Source organism: Sandaracinaceae bacterium, from assembly GCA_020633055.1.
GTDB lineage: Bacteria > Myxococcota_A > Polyangia > Polyangiales > Houyiibacteriaceae > JADJJE01.
Genome location: JACKEJ010000010.1, coordinates 373,010 through 394,196 on the forward strand (window position 1 = coordinate 373,010; position 21,187 = coordinate 394,196).

The following is a 21,187-nucleotide window of genomic DNA, read 5'->3' on the forward strand; positions in this document are numbered from 1 at the left end:
TCAGCGCCCCTCGCGCGCCTTGAGGAGGTCCAGGATCTTGGGGGCGAGCGCATTGCGCACGCTGTCGGGGTAGCTGGCGGCCTGCAGGTGGCGCTTGATGGCGCGACGCATCTCGCGCTGCACGTCCTCTTTGCGCACCCAGTCCACGATGCGGACGTGGGGACGGGCTGCCTCCTCGATGATCTCGGCCAGGGCCTTCTTCGACTCGTCCAGCTGGCCGTAGGGGAGCTGGGTCTCGAGCACGCCGTCTTGGTCGGGCTCCGTGGCGAGCAGGCCGTAGATGGCGAGGCCGGTCTCGGTCAGGCCCAGGTCTTGAGCCGTGGCCGCGCGTTGGCGGAGCTCGTTCTCGACCGCGGCGAAGAGCTCCAGCTGCTTTGCGGCGTCGATGCGGCGGGCGCGGTAGTCGGCCAGGATCTGCTCCAGGCGCTCGCGCAGGGACCGGTAGAACGCGGGGTCCTCGTCGACGTGCGTGTGGATCTCGTGGCGGATGGCGTGCTCCATCTCGCTGGCGCGCGCCTCGGGGCTCTTGAGCGCGGCCAGGCGGGCCTCGAAGTCCGGCGAGAAGAGGTTGACCTCCTTGACGAGGATCTCGATGCCGTCCGCGATGATGGCTTCGTCGATGAGCTTGCGGACCTTGTCGCCGCAGTCGCCGATGTCGACACCCTCCTCGCGATAGCGAGCCTTGGCGGCAGAGCGAACCTTGCCGAGCCAGGCCAGGTCGCCGGCGTACTCGAGGGCGCGCGGGTCGGGCAGCAGCATGTCCATGCTCTGCGCGAAGCGGCGGAAGGCCACGTCGAACTGCGCGCGCACGTCGGCGGGCTCCAGCACCAGCACGCAGCGGTCGAGGTCGCGCTTGTCCTTCACCACGATGAAGAAGCGCATGGCGGCCGCGTGGCGCGTCTCGAGGCGCGGCAGCTCGTCCTCCTTGGGCGTCATGGCCTGCTTCACGTCCTTGGGCGCGAAGATGGCCAGCGCCTCCTGGAGCGCCTCGGACACGCCCCAGTAGTCCACCACCAGGCCGTAGTTCTTGTTCTCCGCGGTGCGGTTCACGCGGGCGATGGCCTGGAGCAGCGTGTGCTCCTTGAGCGGCGAGTCGAGGTACATGACCTGCTCGATGGGCGCATCGAAGCCCGTGAGCAGCATGTCGCACACGATGAGGATGCGCAGCGGGTCCGCCGGGTCCAGGAAGCGCTTCACTAGCAGCTTGCGGTCCTGCTCGCTGGTGGCGTGCTCCACCAGGCGGTCTTCGTCCTTGTTGCTGGACGAGTAGAGCACCGCGGACTCGGGCGCGTTCAGGTCGTCGAGGCAGCGCTTGTAGGTCACGGCGGCGTGGCGGCTGACGGCCACCACCTGCACCTTGAAGCCGTTGGGCTCGATGGCGCGCTGGTAGTGCTCCACCAGATCCAGGCAGATGGCCTTGATGCGCCCCGGCGCGGCGGCGATGGCGGCCTCGGTGGCGTACTTCTGCTTGATGGCGGCGCGCTCCTCGTCGGTGCGGTCCGCGAACACGCGGTCGAAGAGCTTGTCGAGCGTGTTACCCAGCACGCGCAGCTCGGGCAGGCGGCTCTCGTAGAAGATGGGCACCGTGGCGCCGTCGTTGACGGCCTGCTCGATGGTGTACTTGTCGATGTAGCCGCCGAAGGTCTCGAGCGTGCTCTTGTCCTTCTTGTCGATGGGCGTGCCCGTGAAGCCGAAGAACACCGCGTTGGGCAGCGCCAGGCGCAGGTTGCCGGCCAGCGAGCCGTACTGAGTGCGGTGCGCCTCGTCCGTGAGCACGAAGAGGTTCTCGGCGCGGCTGAGCACCGGGTGCTTGGGCTTCACCATGCGGCCGTCGCGCCCCATGACGCCGCCAATCTCCTGGAACTTCTGGACGGTGGTCATGACCGTCTTGCCGCTGGGCCCGCTCAGCAGCTCGCGCAGGTGCGCCACGCTGGTGGCCTGCAGGGGGCTCGGGTAGCCGCAGTTCGTGAACGTGCGCGAGATCTGGTCGTCCAGGTCGCGGCGGTCCGTGACGATGAGGATGGTGGGGTTCTCGTTGGTCTCGTCGTGGCGCAGCTTGAGCGCTAGCCACAGCATGGTGATGGACTTGCCCGAGCCCTGCGTGTGCCAGACCACGCCGCCGCGCTCGAGGGGGGCGGCATGCGTGCGCGCCCGGTCGATAGCCTTGTTCACGGCCGCGAACTGCTGGTAGCGCGGCACCTTCTTGACGGTCTTGCCGGTGGAGACGTCCTTCTCAAAGACGACGAAGTTGCGCACCAGGTCGAGCAGGGTCTCGGGCGTGAGCATGCCGTAGAGCAGCACGTCCTGCGGGGTGGGCTTCCGGCCCAGCTCCTTCTCGATGGCGGCCAGCTGGTGCGGCCAGGGCTCCTTCCAGCGCAGGTAGAAGCGCTCGGGCGTGGACACCGTCCCGTACACCGCATCTTGCAGGCACGTGGCGACGCACAGCTGCACCGACTGAAAGAGCCGCGGCGCGCCGAGGTCACGGTACTTCTCGGCCAGCTCCTGGTAGCGCAGCAGCTGGTCGATGGCCTCGTGCTCCCACTTGTCGCCGATGGTGGGCGACTTGCACTCGATGACGGCCAGCGGGACGCCGTTCACGTACACCACCACGTCCGGGATGATGTGCTTCTTGACCCCCTTGATGCGCAGCTGCCGCGTGACCAAGAGGTCGTTGTTGCGTGGCGAGGCGAAGTCGAAGTAGCGCACCTGCTGCCCGCGGCTGCCGTGCCCGAGGTCCTGCGTGACCGCGATTCCGCGCGTGAGCGTGGTGTAGAGCTGCTCGTTGGCGTCCAGCAAGCTGGCCGCGGCTACGTGCGTGACCTCACGCACCGCGCGCTGGAGGTTGCCGTCGTTGAGCCACGGGTTCAGCCGCTTGAGCGCCGCCTCGAGGCGGGTGACCAGGACCACGTCCAGGGCCGAGGCGCGCTCCTTGTCGAGCTCGTCCGCCGAGACGTAGACGTAGCCGAACTGCTGCAGCAGCTCGACGGCGGGGTCCTCGGAGAGGCCGAGCTCGTTCCACGCAACGTGTGAGCCCGCTACGCCACCGCTGCTAGGCATCGTCCAGCGGCTCGTCGTGCTCAATGCTGGACGCCACCACGAATGGTGCCTTGCCTAGGCGAGGGCTGAGCCGCTTGCCGACGACTCGCGCAACGACGCCCACGCGCTGCACGTCCTCCAGCAGCTCTGGCGACGCGTAGCAGACCACACTGGGCTTGTGGCCGAGCTTGATGAACCCGCGGTCAAGATCGATGGCGCGGATCTCGTCGCGGTGTTCGAAGGGCTCTTCGTCCGCCCGCTCCGCCACGACGCTCATCATGCGGCGTTCCTGCGTGGGGCGAAGCGTCACGGGCTTTGCGCGTCCCATGGCCAATCCGCCAACTTCGACGCTGGCAATCCCACGGCTCGGAAGAAGCCGCAGCGTCTGGAGCGCCGCGTGGGTGCGCACCTCCATGTCATCGAGCGCGAGGCCGTCCATGCCGTCCGTGGTGTCAGCCCACTCCGCGATCGTCGCCACGTGACCGAGTCCGTGACGGACATGCTCGTTCGCGTCGTAGTCGACCTGTCCCCCCGGGGCGGCAAGACGGAAGAGAACGGTTGCAGGCGAGCCGTTGGCCGCTCGGACGCGGGCATCCTCCAACGTGAAGTCAGTTGCGTTCTCGATGGGCTTGGACGGCTTGCGGCCGGCCTTGTCTGGCGGAGCCGACAACGAACGCACGGCCCTGCGAAACGACTCGTAGTAGGCCGTGCATGCGGTCATCGCAGGCGGCTGACCCTTCGCGAACGAGAAGCGCAAAGCCAGCTCGCTGTGTTCGAACGGGTTCTCCTCCAAGATGGTCCCGAGCATTCCATCGTGGAACCCTTGGAGGATGCCGACAAACCCCTGCTCATCCAACTTGCCTGCCCGCATGCGTTCGTACAGCGGCGCCGACGGCGTCCCGGGAAAGCGGGAGGCGATGAACGCCGCATAGGCATCAAGCACTCGCCGTGGGTTCTCCGCGTCAAGCGACGGGCGCATGACAAGGCAACGCAGCTCGACCAGCAGCAGCACCTGAAGCTCGACCGCCTCGTGCGACCCCCACATGCGTGGCGCCGCCAACATGTCGCGGAGCCGTGCGTCGATCCATTCGATGCTCACGTCGCGGAGGCTATGCATCTTGGTTCTGAATATTGGGGTCCACGGTGAAGACGTCCACCTTCTCGATGATCAGCTGGTCGGGGTACTCCCAGTGAGTCTCGATGTAGTCCGTCGTCAAGCATCCGGCCGCGTTGGTGAGAGCGTCCACTGCATGCGCGCGTGTCGCAACGAGCGTGTGCGAGAACCAACGCGGCGCCGCAGGCGACTTCGGCACGATGAACCGGGCTGGCCTTCTGGGACGAACCTGGAGCCCGTGCGTCTTGGGGTCACGGGGCTCGGCAATTGCGTGGACTCTCCGAGCCAGCGCCGCGCACTGCCCGCTGCCAATCGGATGGGCCGCGATGGCGGCCTCGATGCCCTGCTTCTCCTGTGCGTCCCAGTCGAGCGACATGGGCGAAACGTACTCTTTCTTCATGCAAGAAGCGACATTTCAGAACGTCCGGCGAACCTGGTCTTGACGCCTCCAAGGGCTCGCGGAAGACTCCGAGGCGGACTGGGAATGCACGGTCGGCACGACGCCTCGGAGGACTCTGGGGCGTTGCGTTTTCAGCTCATGTGCTTGGGGCGCATCCGAAGACGCCCGTCGCGATCGCCAGGCCGGCGTCCGACGTGACGCGAAACACGACGGTCTCCTCGGTCGCGGGGTGGCACTCCACTCGTCCGCTCGTTGGAAAGACAGTCCGAGGGCCGCGCGCCGTGTCGATCCAGATGTACAGGTCGATGAACCAGCGATCCTCGCGGATGCGCCCCTCCGCGATGCGCTCCGAAGCTGTGTTGATCACGTACCCAGAGGTCTCCGAGCCGTAGATCTGATGACCCGTGACCGCCTCCTCGAGATCCAGCACGTCCGCCATGGTCTCCTCGTTGACGAACACGAGGACCTTCGGCTCCGCGTAGCGCCGGAGCTGCTTCGCGGCCTTGTGGATGTGGCTCGCGACCCGCGCCAGTGCGTTGTCCTTCCGGGTGCCGGACCACGAGTGCGCGTTCGGCCTCTCCACCGTCCAGCCCGAGGCCTCCGAAACGACCGAGGCCTTGAGCGTCTTCACCTCCAGCACCGCGACGCGAGCACCCCGCGAGAGAAGCTCGTAGTCCGGCGTCATCTCGGTCGACTCCGGAATCCGTCTCAGCGCTGCGCCGAAGCGGTCCCGCAGGAGTGTGCGTACGAGGTGTTCCTGGGATGACTCGGCTGCCATGGTGTGGAACTACGCGGGCTGAGCAGGCTGTTCAGATGGATCCGGGGCGACGCGGAGATCTCCGGAGAGGAGGGCCGACGACAGCTCGGCTTTCGTCCGTACCAGCGAAGCAAGCTCTGCTTCGTGCGCCAGTTGCGCCTCGTCGACGCTGGTCAACGCGTCGCCAATGAGACCCTGTTCCTCAAGCGGAGGCAGCGGAACGCGAATGGACCGGACATCGCTCCCGTTGATCTTGTAGGTCCCGTTGGTCGTCTTCGCTCGGTCCATGATTTGGGTGTGCACGACGTCGCTGTTCCACGTCTCAACGAAGAATGTCCTCAGGAGACACGGATGGAGTCGCACGCGCATCAAGATGTCAGGATAGATGCACCCGGCCGGCGGATGGAGCACGACTCCACACTTGCCGACCAAGTCTGGGTTTCCGTTCCCACGCACGATGAGGAGGTCACCGTCGTAGAGTACGAAGCGACTAACCGCTGCAGGGCTCACGTCTGCGTACTTGAGGTTGTTGGCGATGTCGACGCGGCCGTTTCGAACCGCGGCTATCGAAAACGTTGGCACACCCGGCGGAGTGGACCTCGCGAGTGGAGATCGCCCGTTGACCGGTCCCTCCGCAACTTCCTCGAGGCGGCGCACCTCCCAACCCTCCGGGATCTCCCCGATCTCGGTCTGCTTGAAGTGCGTGTGGCGGCCGGGCATCCCGCGGGTCAGCAGCTCCTGCATCATCGCCTTCTTTACGACCTGGAGCTGCGCGATGACGGCCTCGGTCTTCTCGATGATCTCGTCGACCGAGGAGAGGATGGCGGCGATCTTGCGCTGCTCGGGGAGGGGGGGGAGCGAAACCGCCAGAAGGTACGCGTCGTTGCGATTCAAACCCGGGACCCCTGTGGCCGAGTTGAGCGACCGAAGGTCAATCGTTCGAAGAAGCTGGTAGAGCCAAACGAGGTCGACCCCGGCGGCTGCGCTCACATAGTAGGTGGTGTCGATTGGCCAGAAGTCGTCTGAGGCCCAGACGACCTCCCCAATGCTCCCCTTGCGTCCGACCACGATTCCAGGGCCCGCGACGAGAGCCTCGCAATGCCGACCTACAGCACCGTTTGAGCCGTACACGGGAACGGGTCCGGGTCGACGTACCGACGCCGAAAGGCTCTTGCCGTACTCCAGGCTGCAAACATCCCCGAGGGACGCGGCTATCCACCCCTCAGGCGCCGCCATATCCAAGCTCCTCCAAGAACCGGTCCATCACGGCCTTCGCCTCGTCGCGCGCCCGCTCGGCATCGCGTAGCTGTCGCACCGCGTCACCCACGTCGATCTTCTCCTGCGCTTCGGCCGTCTCGACGTAGCGGCTGATGTTGAGATTGAAGTCGTTCTTGGCTATCTCCTCGAGGGGGACGACACGCGCATAGCGCTCGACGTCCGCGTAGGCCTTCACGGTGGCGGTGACCTTGGCCACGTCCTCGGGGCGCAGGAAGTTCTGGGCCGAGCCCTCGCGGTACTCGCGCGACGCCTCCACGAAGAGCACCTTGCCCTTCCGCGCCTTGGGCTTGTCGCGGTTCAGCAGCAGGACGGCAGCCGGGATGCCGGTGCCGTAGAAGAGGTTCGAAGGCAGGCCGATGACCGCCTCGACGAGGTCCTCTTCGAGCATGCCCTGGCGGATGGTGCCCTCGGCGCCCCCGCGGAAGAGCACGCCGTGGGGCATGACGACGGCGGCCCGCCCCTGGGCGTTGAGGGTGGCCACCATGTGCTGCACGAAGGCGAGGTCGCCCTTCCCCTTGGGCGGGAGGCCGAAGCGGAAGCGCCCGTGCGGGTCGTGTCCGGCCTCCTCGATGCCCCAGCTGTCTAGGCTGAAGGGCGGGTTGGCGATGACGCGGTCGAAGCGCATGAGCTCGCCCGACTCGAGCAGCTTGGGGTCGCGGAGCGTGTCGCCCTTCTCGATGCGCGCGTCGGGGAAGCCGTGCAGCAGCATGTTCATCTTGCAGATGGCCCACGTGCCGAGGTTCTTCTCCTGGCCGAAGAGGCTGAAGTTCTTGGCCTGGCCGCCGTGGTCCACGATGTAGTGCGCGCTCTGCACCAGCATGCCGCCCGAGCCGCAGGTGGGGTCGCAGATGCGCATGCCCTCGGCGGGCTCCAGCAGCTCGACCAGCAGCCGCACCACCTGGCTGGGGGTGTAGAACTCGCCGCCCTTCTTGCCCGCGTCGTCCGCGAACTTCTCGATGAGGTACTCGTACGCGCGCCCCAGCATGTCGGGCTCGGAGAGCGAGCTGTTCTTGAGGTCCACCTGCGCGAAGTGCTGCACCAGCTTGTGCAGCGTGGTGTCGCGCTGCTTGGTGTCGCCCAGCTTGTTCTGGTCGTTGTAGTCGACCCCGCCCAAGACCCCTTCGAGGGACTTGCTGTTCGCGTCCTCGAGGCGCGCCGAAGCGATGTTCAGGACTTCGCCGATGTTGGTGGTGGCCTTCTGAATGTGCGACCAACGAGCCTCGGGTGGCACGAAGAACTGGTGCTCGTCTGGGTCCTCGGTGTCGATGCCCTCCTTGGCGAGCTCGACGCACTCCTCGTCGAAGCGGTCGGACAGGCGCTTCAGGAAGAGCAGCCCGAAGATGAAGCTCTTGTAGTCGGAGCTGTCGATGGACCCGCGCAGGATGTCCGCGGCGGCCCACAGGTAGCCCTCCAGCTGCTCGCGCGTGAGCTTGCCGGCCTGCTGTGCCTCGGCGACCTGGCGGGCGATCTCGTCGGCGCTGGGGGCCTTGCTGGTCTGCGACTTGGCAGCGGCCCCGCTCGCAGCGCCGGCACGCTTGGGGGGTCGCCCCCGGCGGGGCTTGGCGGGCTCCGTGGAGCCGCCATCGAACGCGAGCTGCGCCTGAGCCGAGCCCTGGGCGGGGACCTTCACGCCCGCCAGCCGGTCGATGATCTCGGCCTTCTCGCGGCCCGAGTCGTCGAGGTCGAGCAGCCGGCAGAGCTCCTTGAGCCGGGCACGCTTGAAGTCCCCGAGGATGGTGCTGAGCGACGCGCGCTTGGAGGCAGCCAGGACCTCGATGGCGGGGTCCTTGGCGCGCCGGTCGGCGACTTCGAGGCCGAGGGTATCTATCGCGGCTAGCAGCTCGTCGCGAGTCAGGTGGGAGAGGATGTCGCGCTTGCGTGTCATGGGCGTGGGGGACGCTAGCGCACGGCACGGACCCGTGGTGCCGAAAGCGACAACTCGCCTGTCGCCTGTGGGCTCCGCGTATCTGAAGAAGAAATGCGGCCACTCGGGTACTGTCGTAGCCCGCGGGCACGTCCCGCCCGAGATCGACTCTGAACGCGATGGGCTGCGCAACTGCCATCCGCAGCACACGCACGGCAAGCTCCCTCCTGCGCCCGTCACACCCACCAGCACCGCGCTCCCCGCCCCCAAGCAACCAGCGCCGACTCGGCCAACTGCAACGCCGCCTCGTGCGCCCCATCATCCACGCGACGCCAGCGCTTTGCGGTCGCGGGCGAGTGGGCCCGCCATGGGCCGCGCAGTGCCCCACGTCGTCCACCGCGCACCTTAGGGCTGGTCAGCGGGTGCCGCAGCTCGAGCGGCTGCGGCTTGGGCAGCCTCAGCTTGAGCGCGTATTGCCCGCGCTTCCTGGACGGCGCGCTCCGCCTCGGCGGCGAGTCTGGCCATTTCTTCCTCCCGGGCTAGGCGTTCGCGGGCATTCTGGGCGGATTGAGCGGCCGCTGCTTGAGCAGCCTCAGCTTGAGCGCGTACCGCCCGCGCTTCCTGGGAGGCGCGCTGCGCCTCGGCGGCGAGCCTGGCCATCTCTCCCTCCCGGGCTAGACGCTCGCGGCCGGCCCATTCGTCGTCGGCGTGGTCGCCTTCCTCGCCACTCGTCGGAGGCTGACCAAGTGGCTGCGGGGCCTCCAGCGTCGTCGCTCCCGCCATGCGAACGAAGACACGAACCTCCCGTTCGCCCTCTGCCTGAATGTGCAGCGCGTCATCCCGGATCCACATATCGAACGTCGTGGCCGTAGTGGAGGCCAAGGTTGTGGTCTCGACTCGGACACGCTGGTCGGAGAGTCGCTCCCAGTGCCCCGCACCAGGCAGTCCAAGAAGCTGCGCGGTGTAACTGCCATCTTCGGAGAAGCACTGCACCGCTGCATGAGGGGCGACCTGTGACTCCCAGCAACCGATGACGGGGTCTTGGAATGGTGCACCTAGGCTTGAGACGACCTGTGCGAACTCTGTCGGAAAGGTTACCGCAGCCCCAACGCCGCCCAGGACGGCGATGAAAACCACGAGCATGCTGACAATCACGGACCGCTTCATCGCAGACCCTCCTCAGATGCCCACTGTTGGTGTTGTCGAGGTCGAGCCGGGCGAGTTCGACCTCGAAGGTACTGCCGACTGGGCAGGTGAGTCGTTTGTCGGGAGCCACGTCGCCGCGCTCCCAGGAGTGTACTCACACACGCCGCCGGCGGTCACGCTTCGGTTCAGCGAACGCCCCTCCAATGACCTTGCCCCTTGAGCCCGATCGTATCGGGACGAACGCAGATCGAGCGACGATGACGCGCGCCGGCACCGCCTCGTGTGCCTCCCGGGCCGCGAGCTTCACGCCATGTTCAGCCGGAGGTCGAACGCGGCATCGGCCTCTGGCACCGCAGATGTACCCTCCCGGCCATGACCAAGCATCAAGTCCTTCTCACGGCCGGACTGGCCTTCTTCTTGGGTTGCGCGAGCGCGCCTTTCGTCGAGGCACTCGTCGTTCCGCGGCTGAGCGCCCAACAGATCGCCGCTGGCGTTCAGCGCTGGGAGCATCAATGCGTCCTGCCGGCAGAAACGCGCTCGCAGGCAGCGTACGTGGAAGAGGTAAACGAAATTGGGCGCCGCATGGGCGCAGAGGGGCGGGAGTTGGCTACGTCTCCTGGGATGCTGTGCTTCAAGCGCCCGCTTCACTGATGTAGCGCCTACGTTCTTCGTCCTACCCGGATGGGGAGGAAGCAGGTCTCGATGCCGAAGAAGCGAGAGCCGGTTCGCCGAATCTTCACGGTCGACGATCGGACCTATGAACTATCAATCGAGTCGCCAACGTGGCGGAACCGCGCGCTCGTCGGCGCGATGGACCACGAGCGCGGGTACAATGGCCGCGCGGTCGATGCGTTAGAGCGGCACTTCGGGGACGCCTGGCTGCAACAGCAGTGTGATGCGGCCCACCCGGTGGCCGCGATGATGGCCTTGGAGCACGAACTCTACGTACCGGCGCTGTTGGACGTCGCCGATCTGCTGATCTGCGCAGAAGACCAAGCGTTCGACCTGCGCGAGATGGACAACCGCCTGCGCTCGGTGGAGGAGTACGAGAGCGCGGAGACGGAGTTGCGGGTCGCTCGCCTCTTGCACTCGTGGAAGCAGCGCGTGCGGCCCGTGCCACGCTCTCAGGACCGTGGCCACGACCTCGACTGCATCGACGCGGACGTAGCGGTGGAGGTCAAGCGCCTGGAATCCGCAGAGCGCTCCGACTTCGAGACCGCCCTGACGAACCTTGTCATGGACCCCATCCTCGACCACCTCGGGTTCGATGTGGGGTTCTGGTGGGCTGGAGCACGGGTCGAGGAAGCGTGGCGCGAGAAAGTGTCGCGTGTGGCTCTGATGAACGCGATCGCGGCCGACGTGGTGCCACCGCTGGCGAGGGCGCTACGTGACGGGGGGTCCGAGGTCGTTGTCGACGAGACGGTTGTGATCCGGATCCAGTCATCAGGCGACCCTGAGACGGGTGAGTACGGCGCGTTCGGGGACGATGTGCGTGCCGCCCAGCGCACCCGCAAGCGTTGGGAGAAGGCGCTCCGGCAGCTCCCGAACGACCGCACCGGGCTGGTGTTCCTTTGTGGCGACTACCACACCATCGCCGTCGAGGAGACGCGTCGCGCCGCGGTCGACTGGATGGAGCGCGGCGGACACGACACCGCACACATCGCCGCCACCGTGCTCCTTCTGGTGCGGAGCGGCGTTCATCAGACCGTCGAGGAGATCTGGCCCCTCCGAAACCCGTCCGCCGAGGAGTGTCACGCGTTGCGGAGCTGGGCTTGGCTGGACACCCCGATCGGCTGGCTGCGCTGAATCGCGCAGCCCGTTTGCCGTTGAGCTTCGCGCCGCGCGCCGATACGGTCCCCGCTTCCCTGCCTAGGAGGTCACGATGAAGAAGCTGTTCGTCCCGGTCGTTTGTGCTCTGGTCGGTTGCGCTGCCGGGGTGGCCATGCCGGCTCTCACGGCGCAGTCGTATGGGGCGCCCGCCCCCGGTGCGCAGCGCTGGGAGGCCTATTGTGCGTTCGAGGAAACGCTACAGATCTCGCACATCGACCGCGCCGACGGACAGCGCGAGTACAACAACATGCTGCAGCGACTCGGCAGCCAGGGCTGGGAGTACGTTGGTCCGTTTACTGGGCAGTTCGCCACTCCGTGCTTCCGTCGGCACGCTCAATAGCTTGAAGTCAGGCGGGAGAGCCTGCGACCGGCCACCCGCGCGCTCGCCGAACACGGCAACAGGGCGAACGTCGGGCGCTGGTCGTCCCCCGCTCCAAGACATCGAAGCACTCGAAGCACTGGGCATTCCAACGAGCGTCGGTGTGCTCAAGTCTGTGGCGCGAATTGACTGCGACGCGTTCGCGACGCGGCCTGCACGCGCTATCGCTGGACCCGGCCGTGCACGACTTCCTGACGCGCCTGTTGCGCTACACTTACCACACCGCCAACGGTGACATGGACGCGGTCCACCGCGTGCTCCACACCACCCTCACCCCCACCATGGAGAGCCACATGGGTACCCTCGCCGAACAACTCATCGCACGTGGCGTGCAGCAGGGCCGCGCCGAGGGGGAGCTGTCCGGGCAGCGCGAGATGCTGGCTCGAATGCTCGCCCTCAAGTTCGGTGAGCTGTCACACGCAGCACGCGCACGCATCGAAGGGGCGTCACACGACGAGCTGGCCACGTACAGTCTGCGGGTCTTGACGGCCGACACGATCGACGCGGTCTTCGGGTGACGTCTCGAGGCGGACTGGACGCTACGGAAACGCGTGGGGAGTCGCCCACGCTCGACGTGCAGCTCCGGGCCGCGACGGAGGACGACTTCGAGTTCTCTCTCGCGACCACGGAGGCAACGATGCGGGAGTATGTGGTCGCGCAGTGGGGCACATGGGATGCGGCGGCACAGCGGGCGTCCCACGAGAAGAGCTTCGACACGAGCAAGTTCCGCATCGTGCTCGTGGACGGCGACGCGGCGGGCGTCTTGGAGGTCCTCGACTTCGCGGACCACGTGCAGCTAGGGACGCTGTACCTGCTGCCTGCGTACCAAAGCCGAGGTGTGGGAGCCTTTTTGCTACAGCGCGTCCTCGCAGACGCCGTCGGTCGGCCCGTGCGGTTGCGCACACTGGCCGTCAACGCGCGTGCGCAGCGGTTCTATGCACGCCACGGGTTCAGAACGACCAGCGTCACGCCGGAGCGTGTGTACATGGAGGCGATGACCGTCTGACGGGGCGTCAGGGCGAGCCAAGCCCCGTCTGCTGCGATGACCGCGCTAGCCCTGTCGTCACGCCGTGCGGCGATGGGCGAGTTGTGGGGCGCCCCGGCAGCACGCCGTCGCCCTCACCGGAGTCCGCTCGGTGCCGTCCGCGCGCGGTAGGCGCTGGGGGACTCGCCGGTCGATTGCGTAAACGCCCGCGAGAAGTTGGCGGGGTTCTCGTAGCCGAGGCGGTGGGCGACCTCGGCGACGCGCAGCTGGGTGTGGGCCAGGAGGTGGCGGGCGCGGCGCAGCTGGGACTCGAGGAGCAGGGCCCGGAAGGAGGTGCCGCCCTGGGCGAGCTTGCGCTTGAGCGTGCGAGTGGAGACGCCGAGCGTCGCGGCCACGTGGGTGAGGCGCGGGGCCTCTCCGTCGGGAGAGCGGCCGAGGGCGTCGCGCACGGCGATGACCAGGTCGCGCTCGTCGTCCACCGTGAGTGCCAGCTCGCGCTCGCAGTGGGCGATGGCTTCGCGGGAGGCGTGCGGGTCCGCAAGGACGGGGCGCAGGGCGAGCACCTCGTGCGGCACGGCCACGCCGTTCACCACCGCGCCGAAGCGCACGGGCGGCAGGCGCTCGCGGAAGGGCGCGAAGTAGGGCGGCTCGGGGGTGTCCATCCAGATCTGGAGCGCGGGGGCGTCACCAGAGGCGTCACCCGCGGCGCGCGGCCGACCGAGCGCCGTGCCCACCGCCTCGGCGATGCTCACCAGGATGTTCTCGTAGAAGAACGTGCGCGCCACGGGGATGGGGAACTTCTCGCGCACGGTGAAGAGCGCGCCCGCCTCGTGCGGCTCGAGGGCCATGCGGAAGTGCGCCTGCCGCACGTTGGCGTAGCGGGCGCTGACCTCGAGCGAGTCGCGGATGGTGGCGCTGCTGAGCGCGGCGTAGCCGAGGATGCCGTGCAGGCCCGGCCGCATGCGCAGGCCGAACGCATAGCCGAGCCCGGGGTCCGCCGTGAGCTCCTGCGCGCGCAGCACGAAGCGCGTCCAGTCGGCGGCCGACATGCGCCCGCCCTCGCGCGTGAGCAGGTCGCGGTCGAACGGGATGCCCGCGAACAGGCGCGATGCGTCGATGCCGCGCTCCGCCAGCATCTCCACCAGCAGGTTGAGGTACGCAACGGACACCGTGGGGCGGTGCAGGTGCGGCGCGGTGGCGGCGGGACGTGAAGGGCGAGAGGAGCGAGGCATACGCACGAGAAGACGCGAGAGCGCGTGGCCCGAAATGATATCAGATTGGTGCGCTCCCCGCGTCACAGCCGCGGACCCAGCGGACCCACACTGAGCGCATGGCACTCCTCGCTCTTCATGGTTCCGTCGTCGCCGTCACGGGTGGCGCGCGCGGCATCGGGCTCGCTACGGCGCGGGCGCTCATCGAACGCGGCGCACGCGTGGCGCTCGGGGACATCGACCTCGACTTGGCCCGCGACGCGGCGGCGCAGCTGGGTCCGCACGCGCTCGCCCTCCCGCTGGACGTGCGGCGGCGCGCGTCGTTCGAGGCCTTCCTCGCCGCCACAGAGGAGCGCTTCGGCCCCCTCGACGCACTGGTGAACAACGCGGGCATCATGCCCAGCGGCGACTTCCTGGCCGAGCCCGACGGCATGAGCGACGCGCAGATCGACGTGAACCTGCGCGGCGTCATCCTGGGCTGCAAGGTCGCGCTGCCGCGCCTGCTCGCGCACGGGCGCGGGCACATCGTGAACGTAGCCTCCATGGCGGGGCGGCTGCCCGTGCCCGGCCTGGCCGTGTACTGCGCCACCAAGTTCGCGGTGGTGGGCCTGACCGAGACACTCGCGGAGGAGTACCGCGACAGCGGGGTGGACTTCACCGCCGTGCTGCCCGCCAAGGTCACCACGGAGCTGGCCGCGGGGACCGAGCGCGCGGGGCGCGGCATCCCCACCGTCTCCGCCGAAGATGTCGCTGCGGCCATCGTCGGCGCGCTGGACCACCCCGTCGGCGAGGTGACCGTGCCGCGCTACCTCAAGGCCCTCGCGCCCCTGCAGTCCTCCGCGCCGCGCCCGGTGCTGCGCACGGTGCGACGCGCGCTCGGTGACCGCCGCATCCTGAACGAGCTCGACGCCCAGGCCCGCGCTGGGTACACGAGCCGCATCGCGCGCCTGGCCGTGACCGACGCCCCGGAGGGGGCAGCGTGAGCGCGGCGAGCAGTGGCCACGAGCAGCCCGTGGACGTGCTGATCATCGGCGCGGGCATCAGCGGCATCGGCGCGGCCATCGTGCTGCGCGAGCACGGCTTCGACGACCTGCTCATCCTCGAGAAGGCCGACGCGCTGGGCGGGACCTGGCGCGACAACACCTACCCCGGTTGCGCGTGCGACGTGCCCTCGGCGCTGTACTCGTACTCCTTCGCGCAGCGGGCCGACTGGAGCCGCGCCTTCGCGGGCCAGGCCGAGATCCTGGCGTACGTGCAGGACACGGCCGAGCGCTTCGACGTGCGCCAGCGCATCCGCTTCGGCGAGCCCCTGGAGAGCGCGCGGTGGGACGACGCGCGTGGCCGCTGGACCGTGCGCACACCGCGTGGGCAGTACGCCGCGCGCATCCTGATCAGCTGCGCGGGCTACCTGCACGAGCCGCAGCTGCCGGACGTGCCGGGCCTCGACGCGTTCGAGGGGCCCGTGTTCCACTCGTCGCGCTGGGACCACGGCGTCGACCTACGCGGCAAGCGCGTGGCCGTGGTGGGGACGGGGGCCTCTGCCGTGCAGTTCGTGCCGCGCATCCAGCCCAAAGTGGCCGAGCTGGTGCTCTTCCAGCGCACGCCGCACTGGGTGCTGCCCAAGCCCAATCCGTCGATGCCCGCCGCGTCGCAGCAGCTGCTGGACCTCCCGCGCGCGAAGGAGACGCTGCGCGCCATGCTCTACCGCGGCTTCGAGGGCTTCGGCGTGGGCTTTCGACACCCGGAGCTGCTGCGCCGGCTGCAGTTTCTCGGGGAGGCGCACATCGCGCGGGCGGTGCGCGACCCCGCGCTGCGCGAGGTGCTGACCCCGCGCTACACCCTCGGCTGCAAGCGCGTCCTGCTCTCCAACGACTACTACCCGGCGCTGGCACAGCCCAACGTCACGGTGCTGCCCACCGGGCTGGGTGCCGTGCGCGGCGACGTGGTCGTGGGCAGTGACGGTACCGAGCAGCGCGCCGACGTGATCATCCTCGGCACGGGCTTCCACGTGAGCGACCCGCCCATCGCCGAGCGCATCCAGCGCGCCGACGGGTGCACCCTCGCCCAAGTGTGGAACGGCAGCCCCGAGGCGCACCGCGGCACGGCCATCGCGGGCTTCCCCAACGCGTTCCTCGTGCTGGGGCCCAACCTGGCCATCGGCAACAACTCGGCGTTCGTCGTGATCGAGTCGCAGCTGCGCTACATCACCGCCGCGCTGTCTTGGATGCGGCGCACGCACACCGACGTGGTGGAGGTGCGCGCCGACCGACAGGCCGCCTACAACGCCGAGGTGCAGCGGGACCTGGCGGGCACGGTGTGGAACACCGGGGGCTGCCAGAGCTACTACCTCGACGCGAACGGCCGCAACAGCATCGGCTTCCCGTGGAGCACGGACCGCATGCAGGCGCTACTGGCCGAGTTCGACCACGACAACTACGACAAGCGCTCACCCCGCGCCGCGCGAGGGCACGTGGCGACGACACGCGCATGATGCCGAGCCCGCGTGGGCTCGCCGTCATCGCCTACGGCAGGCGCCAGTGCTTGGGAACGGGCGCGGACTTCCGCGTCGCGGGGTCGAAGCCCACCATCACGACCTCCACGCGGCAGACCACCTTGTCGTCCGCGTGGACCACCTGCTCCAGGGTCAGGCTCTTGTCGCCGATGCCGATGGCGCGTGTGTGCAGCGTGAACACTTGCCCGTAGCGGCCCTCGCGCGGGTAGTCCATGGCGAGGCGCGCCAGCACGAACCACGGGATCTCCGAGCGCTCGTCCGGGATGTTCTTGAAGAAGGTCTCGCGCCCGACCTCGGCGAACGCCGCGTAGGACCCCGAGCTGATGTGACCCATGGCGTCCGTGTCGGAGAAGCGCACCTGGATGGTGTCCTCGACGGGCGCCAGCACGACCGTAGCTTTGACCTGCTCGCTCATGCGGGGCGATAGCACGACGCGGCCCGCTCAGCAGCCCGTGACGACGCGCGACAGCGGAGCGTGGACCGCAGCCGGCGTCAACCGAGCAGCCTCGTGAGCTCCGACACCAGCAGGGCCAGCGCGAACGGCTTCTGGAGAAACACGGTGCGCTCGGGCGCGTCGCGGACCGCGTCGGCGGCGGTGTGGTCGAGGCCGCTCATCATGACGATGGGCAGCTGCGGCGAGTGCGTGCGGAGAGCGCGCACCAGCTCGTTGCCGGTCATGCCCGGCATCACGACGTCGACGACCGCGGCCGCGTAGCGCCCGGGGTACGCCGCAGCGTGCGCGGCGGCGTCCGTGCTGGAGCCGAAGACGCTCACCTCGAAGCCGGCCTGCACCAGCACCTCCCGCACGACGCTGCGCACCATGTCCTCGTCGTCCACCAAGAGGATGCGCGTACCGGGTCGCTGCGAAGCCCGCTGCTCGCGGCCCGCCTCGCGCGCCGCCTCGGGGGCGCCGCTGCGTTCGCCGGCCGGAAGCGTGACGCGAAACGTGGTGCCCTCCCCTTCGGCGCTGCGCACGTCGAGACGCCCGTGATGACCCCGAACGATGCCCAGCACGGCCGAGAGCCCCAGCCCGCGCCCCGTCTCCTTGGTGGTGAAGAACGGCTCGAAGATGCGGCGCTGCGTCTCTTCGCCCATGCCCGCCCCGCTGTCCGTGACTTCGAAGAAGACCACCCCATGAGGGGCTGGGTAGTCGTCGGGCAAAGGCACGGATGGGTCCACATCGGAGCCAGACGTGACGTGGATGGTCCCCTCGCCACCACCGAGCGCGTCGGACGCGTTGGTGAGCAGGTTCATGATGACCTGTTGAATCTGCGCCGCGTCGACCGACACGGGCGGCAACGCCGGGTCGAGCGCATAGGTGAGCCGCGCGCGCTTGGAGAGGCCCGAGGCGATCAGGCTGCCCATGTCCGTGATGAGCGCGTTCAGGTCCGCGAGACCGACACGGAAGTGCCCGCGCCCGGCGTAGACCAGCATCTGATGCGTCAGCTCGGCGGCCCTCAGCGCAGCGCGCTCGCCCTGCTGCACCAGCTCGCTCGCACGTGACACCGCCGGCACGTCGCGCGCGAGGAGGTTCAGGCTACCGAGGATGACCGCCAGCAGGTTGTTGAAGTCGTGCGCGATGCCCCCGGCCAAGAGCCCGAGGCTCTCCAGGCGCTGTGCATGACGCATCTGATCCTCGAGGCGACGCGTCTCCAGCTCGAGGGCCTTGCTCTCCGTGACGTCCACGGACAGACCCGTCAGCCCGACGATCGTCCCGTCGGCGTCGAGACGTGGGAAGTAGCGGTTCGACCAACGACGCCCGCCCACGCTGACCTCGGCCGCGTTGGCCTCCCCACGTAGCGCCTGCACGATGGCGGCGAGCGCCTCTGGCGCATCCGCGTACAGCTCGTGCACCGACTGGCCGACGAGCTGCCCCGGCTCCAGCCCCAGAGACATGAGGGCCTGACCTTCGGAGAGCGTCACGATGCCGTCCATGTCCACGGCCCACAGCACGATGGGCATGGACCCGATCACCGAGTGCAGCTGGGCCCGCACCTCGGCGAGCTCCGCGATCAGCTGGACGCTCAGGTTTCCCGACTCGGAGGACATGCGCTCCCGTCGACCATACACGGATTCGCCACGAAGGTGGGACGGGCGCTCCCAGGCAGTTATGGTGCGTGCATGTCGCGTACCCCGAAGCTGTCTTGCGCGGCGTTGCTAGCCTTCGGGCTCTGCGCGCCGGGCTGCGGTTCCCCCGACCGCACCATGATGATGACCGAAGACATGGCCGTCCCGACCGATAGCTCGGGTATGGGCACGGCGCTGGCGCTGGACGACGTGTACACGGTCACGCCAGGCGAAGCGTTCATGGTGGCCGCGGCGAACGGCGTCCTGGCCAACGACACCGCCGTGGCGATGCTGACGGCCGGCGCGCGCACGTCCACCCAAGGCGCCGACGTGAACGTCGCAGCCGACGGCAGCTTCACCTACGCCACACCCGTCGAGATGACGGGGGACGACACGTTCACGTACAGCGTGATGGGCAGCGACGGCGTCGCGGTCACCGGCACGGTCACGCTCCGTCCACGCGTGGGCTGCGGTGACGGGACACGTCAAACGGGCGAGCTCTGCTTCCCATCCGACCCGCTGGTCACGCGCGGGTTAGTCTCTCGATCGACGCTGGCGAACATCGACGCGGACTCGGCGCCGGAGCTGGTTGTGACGAGCGTCTCCCAGCTCGGGCACGCGTTCGTCGAGGTGTTCGAGGTAGCAGGACCGGGACTAGCGCTGCGCTCCACCACCCCCCTCTCGGTCTTCGAGCTGTCGGGCGAGCACGCCCTCGGCGACGTGGACGGTGACGACGACCTCGACCTGTTGTTCGCCACGTACGACACGCTGCACATCCATCGAAACGATGGCACCGGGACGTTCAACGCATGGGTGAGCCTGCCGTACGGCGCCAGCGTGTTCGGGGACGTGGCGCTGACGACCGGACGCTTCGATGCAGACGCTCACCTGGACGTCGCGGTGCTGCAACGCAATGACGGCACGGTGCAGCTCTTGCGCGGCGACGGAACAGGAGCGTTCGACGTGAGCGCCACGCCCATCCTCGTGACGCCGAGCTACCGCGTTCAGGCCGTGGACATCGGCGACGACGGAGACCTCGACATCGCGCTCCTGCCGCAGAACGCGAGCGCGGGGGACCTCCGCTTCCTCCGGGGCGACGGAATCGGCGGCCTCGTCGAGGAGTCGCTGACCACGGGTGTGTCGTCGCCGGTGGTGCTCGATGGGCTGTTCGACGCGGACGCGCATCGTGACCTCGTCGTCGTGGGCACGGGCATCACCCTGCTCCCGGGGGACGGCGCAGGCGACTACGGCACGGCGGTGGACCTGACCCCGGTCACCGCGTTCACGAGCGTGCTCGGCGCGGCGCTGGGAGACTTCGACGGAGACACCCGGCTGGACGTGGCTGGCGCGAGCAACGGCGGGCTGCGCGTGTTGTTCCAGACGCCCGCCGGGGGCTTGTCCGACGGCTGGAGCGAGAACCCGGGGGTGCGCTACGAGGAGCTCCATCGCCTCCCGGGCGCCGCCTCGGCCGCGGACGACCTGCTCGCGCGCAACGACCGGCGCGTGACGCGCTTTCGCGGCGATGGGGCCGGCGGGATGGTCGAGAGCACACCTGCGCTCCCGTCCACGCGTTTCGGGTCGTTCCTCACCGACGGCGCCCTCGCGGATCTGGACGGTGACGGCGCGCTGGACCTCGTGGTGGCGGACTACAACACCTCGCGTGTGTCCCGCTTCGCCGGTGACGGGCGCGGCGGGTTTGGCGCGCCTGCGATGGTGGCGCAGCTGTCGAGCGCCGTGCAGTCGGTGGCCATCGGGCGCCTCGACGCGAACACCAGCGCGGACATCCTGACCGCCGAGACGAGCGGAAGCTCCGTCGGTATCTGGCTGGCCACCGTGTCGGGGGGGTTCTCCAACAGCGGCTCCGTGGCGGTGGGGCCGGGGCCCGCGCGTGTGGTGCTCGCCGACTTCGACGGGGACACCATCCTGGACTTCGCCACGGCCAACGCGGGGACCGCCGCAGGCGTCCCAGGCGGCGCGCAAGACACGGTCAGCATCCGCCTCGGGACGGGCTCGGGCACGTTTACCGCGCCAGCCGTGCCCGAGGTCCCGGCCTGCGAAGGCCCAGAGCGTCTGGCCGTGGGGTTGGTCGACGACGACACGCACCTCGATCTGGTCGTGACCTGCATCAGCGGTGACGAAGTGGCGGTGCTGCTGGGCGATGGCGCCGGGGGCTTCACGCACGCCGCGGGCTCCCCCATCGCCACGGGCAACGCGCGCGACGTCGCGCTCGCCGATCTCGACGGTGACGAGGTCTTGGACTTCGTCATCACCCAGGAGGTCTCGCAGAAGCTCGCGGTCTGGAAGGGCGTGGGCGACGGGACCTTCACCTACCTGGGTGAGGTCCCGGTTGGCGGGGTCACACACAGCCTCGCGCTACTCGACCTCGATGGCGACGAGGTCGTCGATCTGGTCGCCACGACCGACCGCGGCGCCGAGCTCTACGTGGGCATAGGCGACGGGACGTTCACCACGCCGCCCGGCTCACGCACAGGCGCCTTCGGCGGAGAGGTCGTGGCGGGCGACCTGACGGGCGACGGCTTGGCGGAGCTCGTGCTGATCGACGGCCCCAGCGTGACGGTGCTGCGCTCGCGGTACTGAGTACGGCTGA

18 protein-coding genes are annotated in these 21,187 nt (G+C 68.6%); 8 read left to right on the forward strand and 10 right to left on the reverse strand.

What is annotated here, in order from left to right; all coding sequences use genetic code 11:
- The 7 genes from H6726_24005 to H6726_24035 form a co-directional block, all read right to left on the reverse strand.
- Positions 1 to 3,057 (reverse strand): type I restriction endonuclease subunit R, encoded by a 3,057-nt coding sequence (locus tag H6726_24005; GenBank protein ID MCB9660730.1) that lies wholly within the window; start codon positions 3,055 to 3,057, stop codon positions 1 to 3.
- Positions 3,050 to 4,048 (reverse strand): hypothetical protein, encoded by a 999-nt coding sequence (locus H6726_24010; protein MCB9660731.1) that lies wholly within the window; start codon positions 4,046 to 4,048, stop codon positions 3,050 to 3,052. The genes H6726_24005 and H6726_24010 overlap by 8 nt, the downstream gene beginning before the upstream one ends.
- Before the next feature lie 97 nt (positions 4,049 to 4,145).
- The gene (locus tag H6726_24015) at positions 4,146 to 4,526 is read right to left on the reverse strand and encodes a hypothetical protein (protein MCB9660732.1); all 381 of its coding nucleotides are present in this window, start codon (positions 4,524 to 4,526) and stop codon (positions 4,146 to 4,148) included.
- A gap of 160 nt (positions 4,527 to 4,686) precedes the next feature.
- Positions 4,687 to 5,328: a hypothetical protein gene (locus tag H6726_24020; GenBank protein MCB9660733.1), complete on the reverse strand. Its 642-nt coding sequence runs from the start codon at positions 5,326 to 5,328 to the stop codon at positions 4,687 to 4,689.
- A gap of 9 nt (positions 5,329 to 5,337) precedes the next feature.
- Positions 5,338 to 6,543, reverse strand: coding sequence for a restriction endonuclease subunit S (locus H6726_24025; GenBank protein ID MCB9660734.1), 1,206 nt, complete (start codon positions 6,541 to 6,543; stop codon positions 5,338 to 5,340).
- A complete protein-coding gene (locus H6726_24030) occupies positions 6,530 to 8,470 on the reverse strand; it encodes an SAM-dependent DNA methyltransferase (GenBank protein MCB9660735.1) in 1,941 nt (646 codons plus the stop codon). The genes H6726_24025 and H6726_24030 overlap by 14 nt, the downstream gene beginning before the upstream one ends.
- 384 nt (positions 8,471 to 8,854) lie before the next feature.
- On the reverse strand, positions 8,855 to 9,616 hold the full coding sequence (locus H6726_24035; protein MCB9660736.1) for a hypothetical protein: 762 nt from the start codon (positions 9,614 to 9,616) through the stop codon (positions 8,855 to 8,857).
- A 351-nt stretch (positions 9,617 to 9,967) separates the two neighbouring features.
- Here H6726_24035 and H6726_24040 point away from each other — a divergent pair, with 351 nt between their 5' ends.
- The 5 genes from H6726_24040 to H6726_24060 all read left to right on the forward strand — a co-directional run bounded on the left by H6726_24040 (position 9,968) and on the right by H6726_24060 (position 12,810).
- The gene (locus tag H6726_24040; protein MCB9660737.1) at positions 9,968 to 10,246 is read left to right on the forward strand and encodes a hypothetical protein; all 279 of its coding nucleotides are present in this window, start codon (positions 9,968 to 9,970) and stop codon (positions 10,244 to 10,246) included.
- 51 nt (positions 10,247 to 10,297) lie between these two features.
- The gene (locus H6726_24045) at positions 10,298 to 11,401 is read left to right on the forward strand and encodes a hypothetical protein (GenBank protein ID MCB9660738.1); all 1,104 of its coding nucleotides are present in this window, start codon (positions 10,298 to 10,300) and stop codon (positions 11,399 to 11,401) included.
- Between the two features lie 76 nt (positions 11,402 to 11,477).
- Positions 11,478 to 11,765 carry a hypothetical protein gene (locus H6726_24050; GenBank protein ID MCB9660739.1) on the forward strand — a complete coding sequence of 96 codons (288 nt, stop codon included), beginning with the start codon at positions 11,478 to 11,480 and terminating at the stop codon, positions 11,763 to 11,765.
- A 218-nt stretch (positions 11,766 to 11,983) separates the two neighbouring features.
- Complete coding sequence (locus H6726_24055) at positions 11,984 to 12,322, forward strand: hypothetical protein (protein ID MCB9660740.1); 339 nt, start codon at positions 11,984 to 11,986, stop codon at positions 12,320 to 12,322.
- A complete protein-coding gene (locus tag H6726_24060) occupies positions 12,319 to 12,810 on the forward strand; it encodes a GNAT family N-acetyltransferase (protein ID MCB9660741.1) in 492 nt (163 codons plus the stop codon). The genes H6726_24055 and H6726_24060 overlap by 4 nt, the downstream gene beginning before the upstream one ends.
- A gap of 113 nt (positions 12,811 to 12,923) precedes the next feature.
- Here the strand turns inward: H6726_24060 and H6726_24065 are convergent, their stop codons facing one another.
- A complete protein-coding gene (locus H6726_24065) occupies positions 12,924 to 14,021 on the reverse strand; it encodes an AraC family transcriptional regulator ligand-binding domain-containing protein (protein ID MCB9660742.1) in 1,098 nt (365 codons plus the stop codon).
- A 98-nt stretch (positions 14,022 to 14,119) separates the two neighbouring features.
- Between H6726_24065 and H6726_24070 the strand changes: the two genes are divergently transcribed.
- Complete coding sequence (locus tag H6726_24070) at positions 14,120 to 14,983, forward strand: SDR family oxidoreductase (protein ID MCB9660743.1); 864 nt, start codon at positions 14,120 to 14,122, stop codon at positions 14,981 to 14,983.
- Positions 14,980 to 16,491 (forward strand): NAD(P)/FAD-dependent oxidoreductase, encoded by a 1,512-nt coding sequence (locus H6726_24075; protein MCB9660744.1) that lies wholly within the window; start codon positions 14,980 to 14,982, stop codon positions 16,489 to 16,491. Before H6726_24070 ends, H6726_24075 begins: the two co-directional genes overlap by 4 nt.
- A 31-nt stretch (positions 16,492 to 16,522) precedes the next feature.
- On the opposite strand, the gene H6726_24080 is transcribed toward H6726_24075, so the two are convergent.
- Entirely contained in the window at positions 16,523 to 16,927 is a 405-nt protein-coding gene (locus tag H6726_24080) for an acyl-CoA thioesterase (GenBank protein ID MCB9660745.1), read from the reverse strand.
- 77 nt (positions 16,928 to 17,004) lie between these two features.
- Entirely contained in the window at positions 17,005 to 18,561 is a 1,557-nt protein-coding gene (locus tag H6726_24085; GenBank protein MCB9660746.1) for a response regulator, read from the reverse strand.
- A 72-nt stretch (positions 18,562 to 18,633) separates the two neighbouring features.
- Here H6726_24085 and H6726_24090 point away from each other — a divergent pair, with 72 nt between their 5' ends.
- The gene (locus H6726_24090; protein MCB9660747.1) at positions 18,634 to 21,177 is read left to right on the forward strand and encodes a VCBS repeat-containing protein; all 2,544 of its coding nucleotides are present in this window, start codon (positions 18,634 to 18,636) and stop codon (positions 21,175 to 21,177) included.
- Positions 21,178 to 21,187 lie beyond the last annotated feature (10 nt).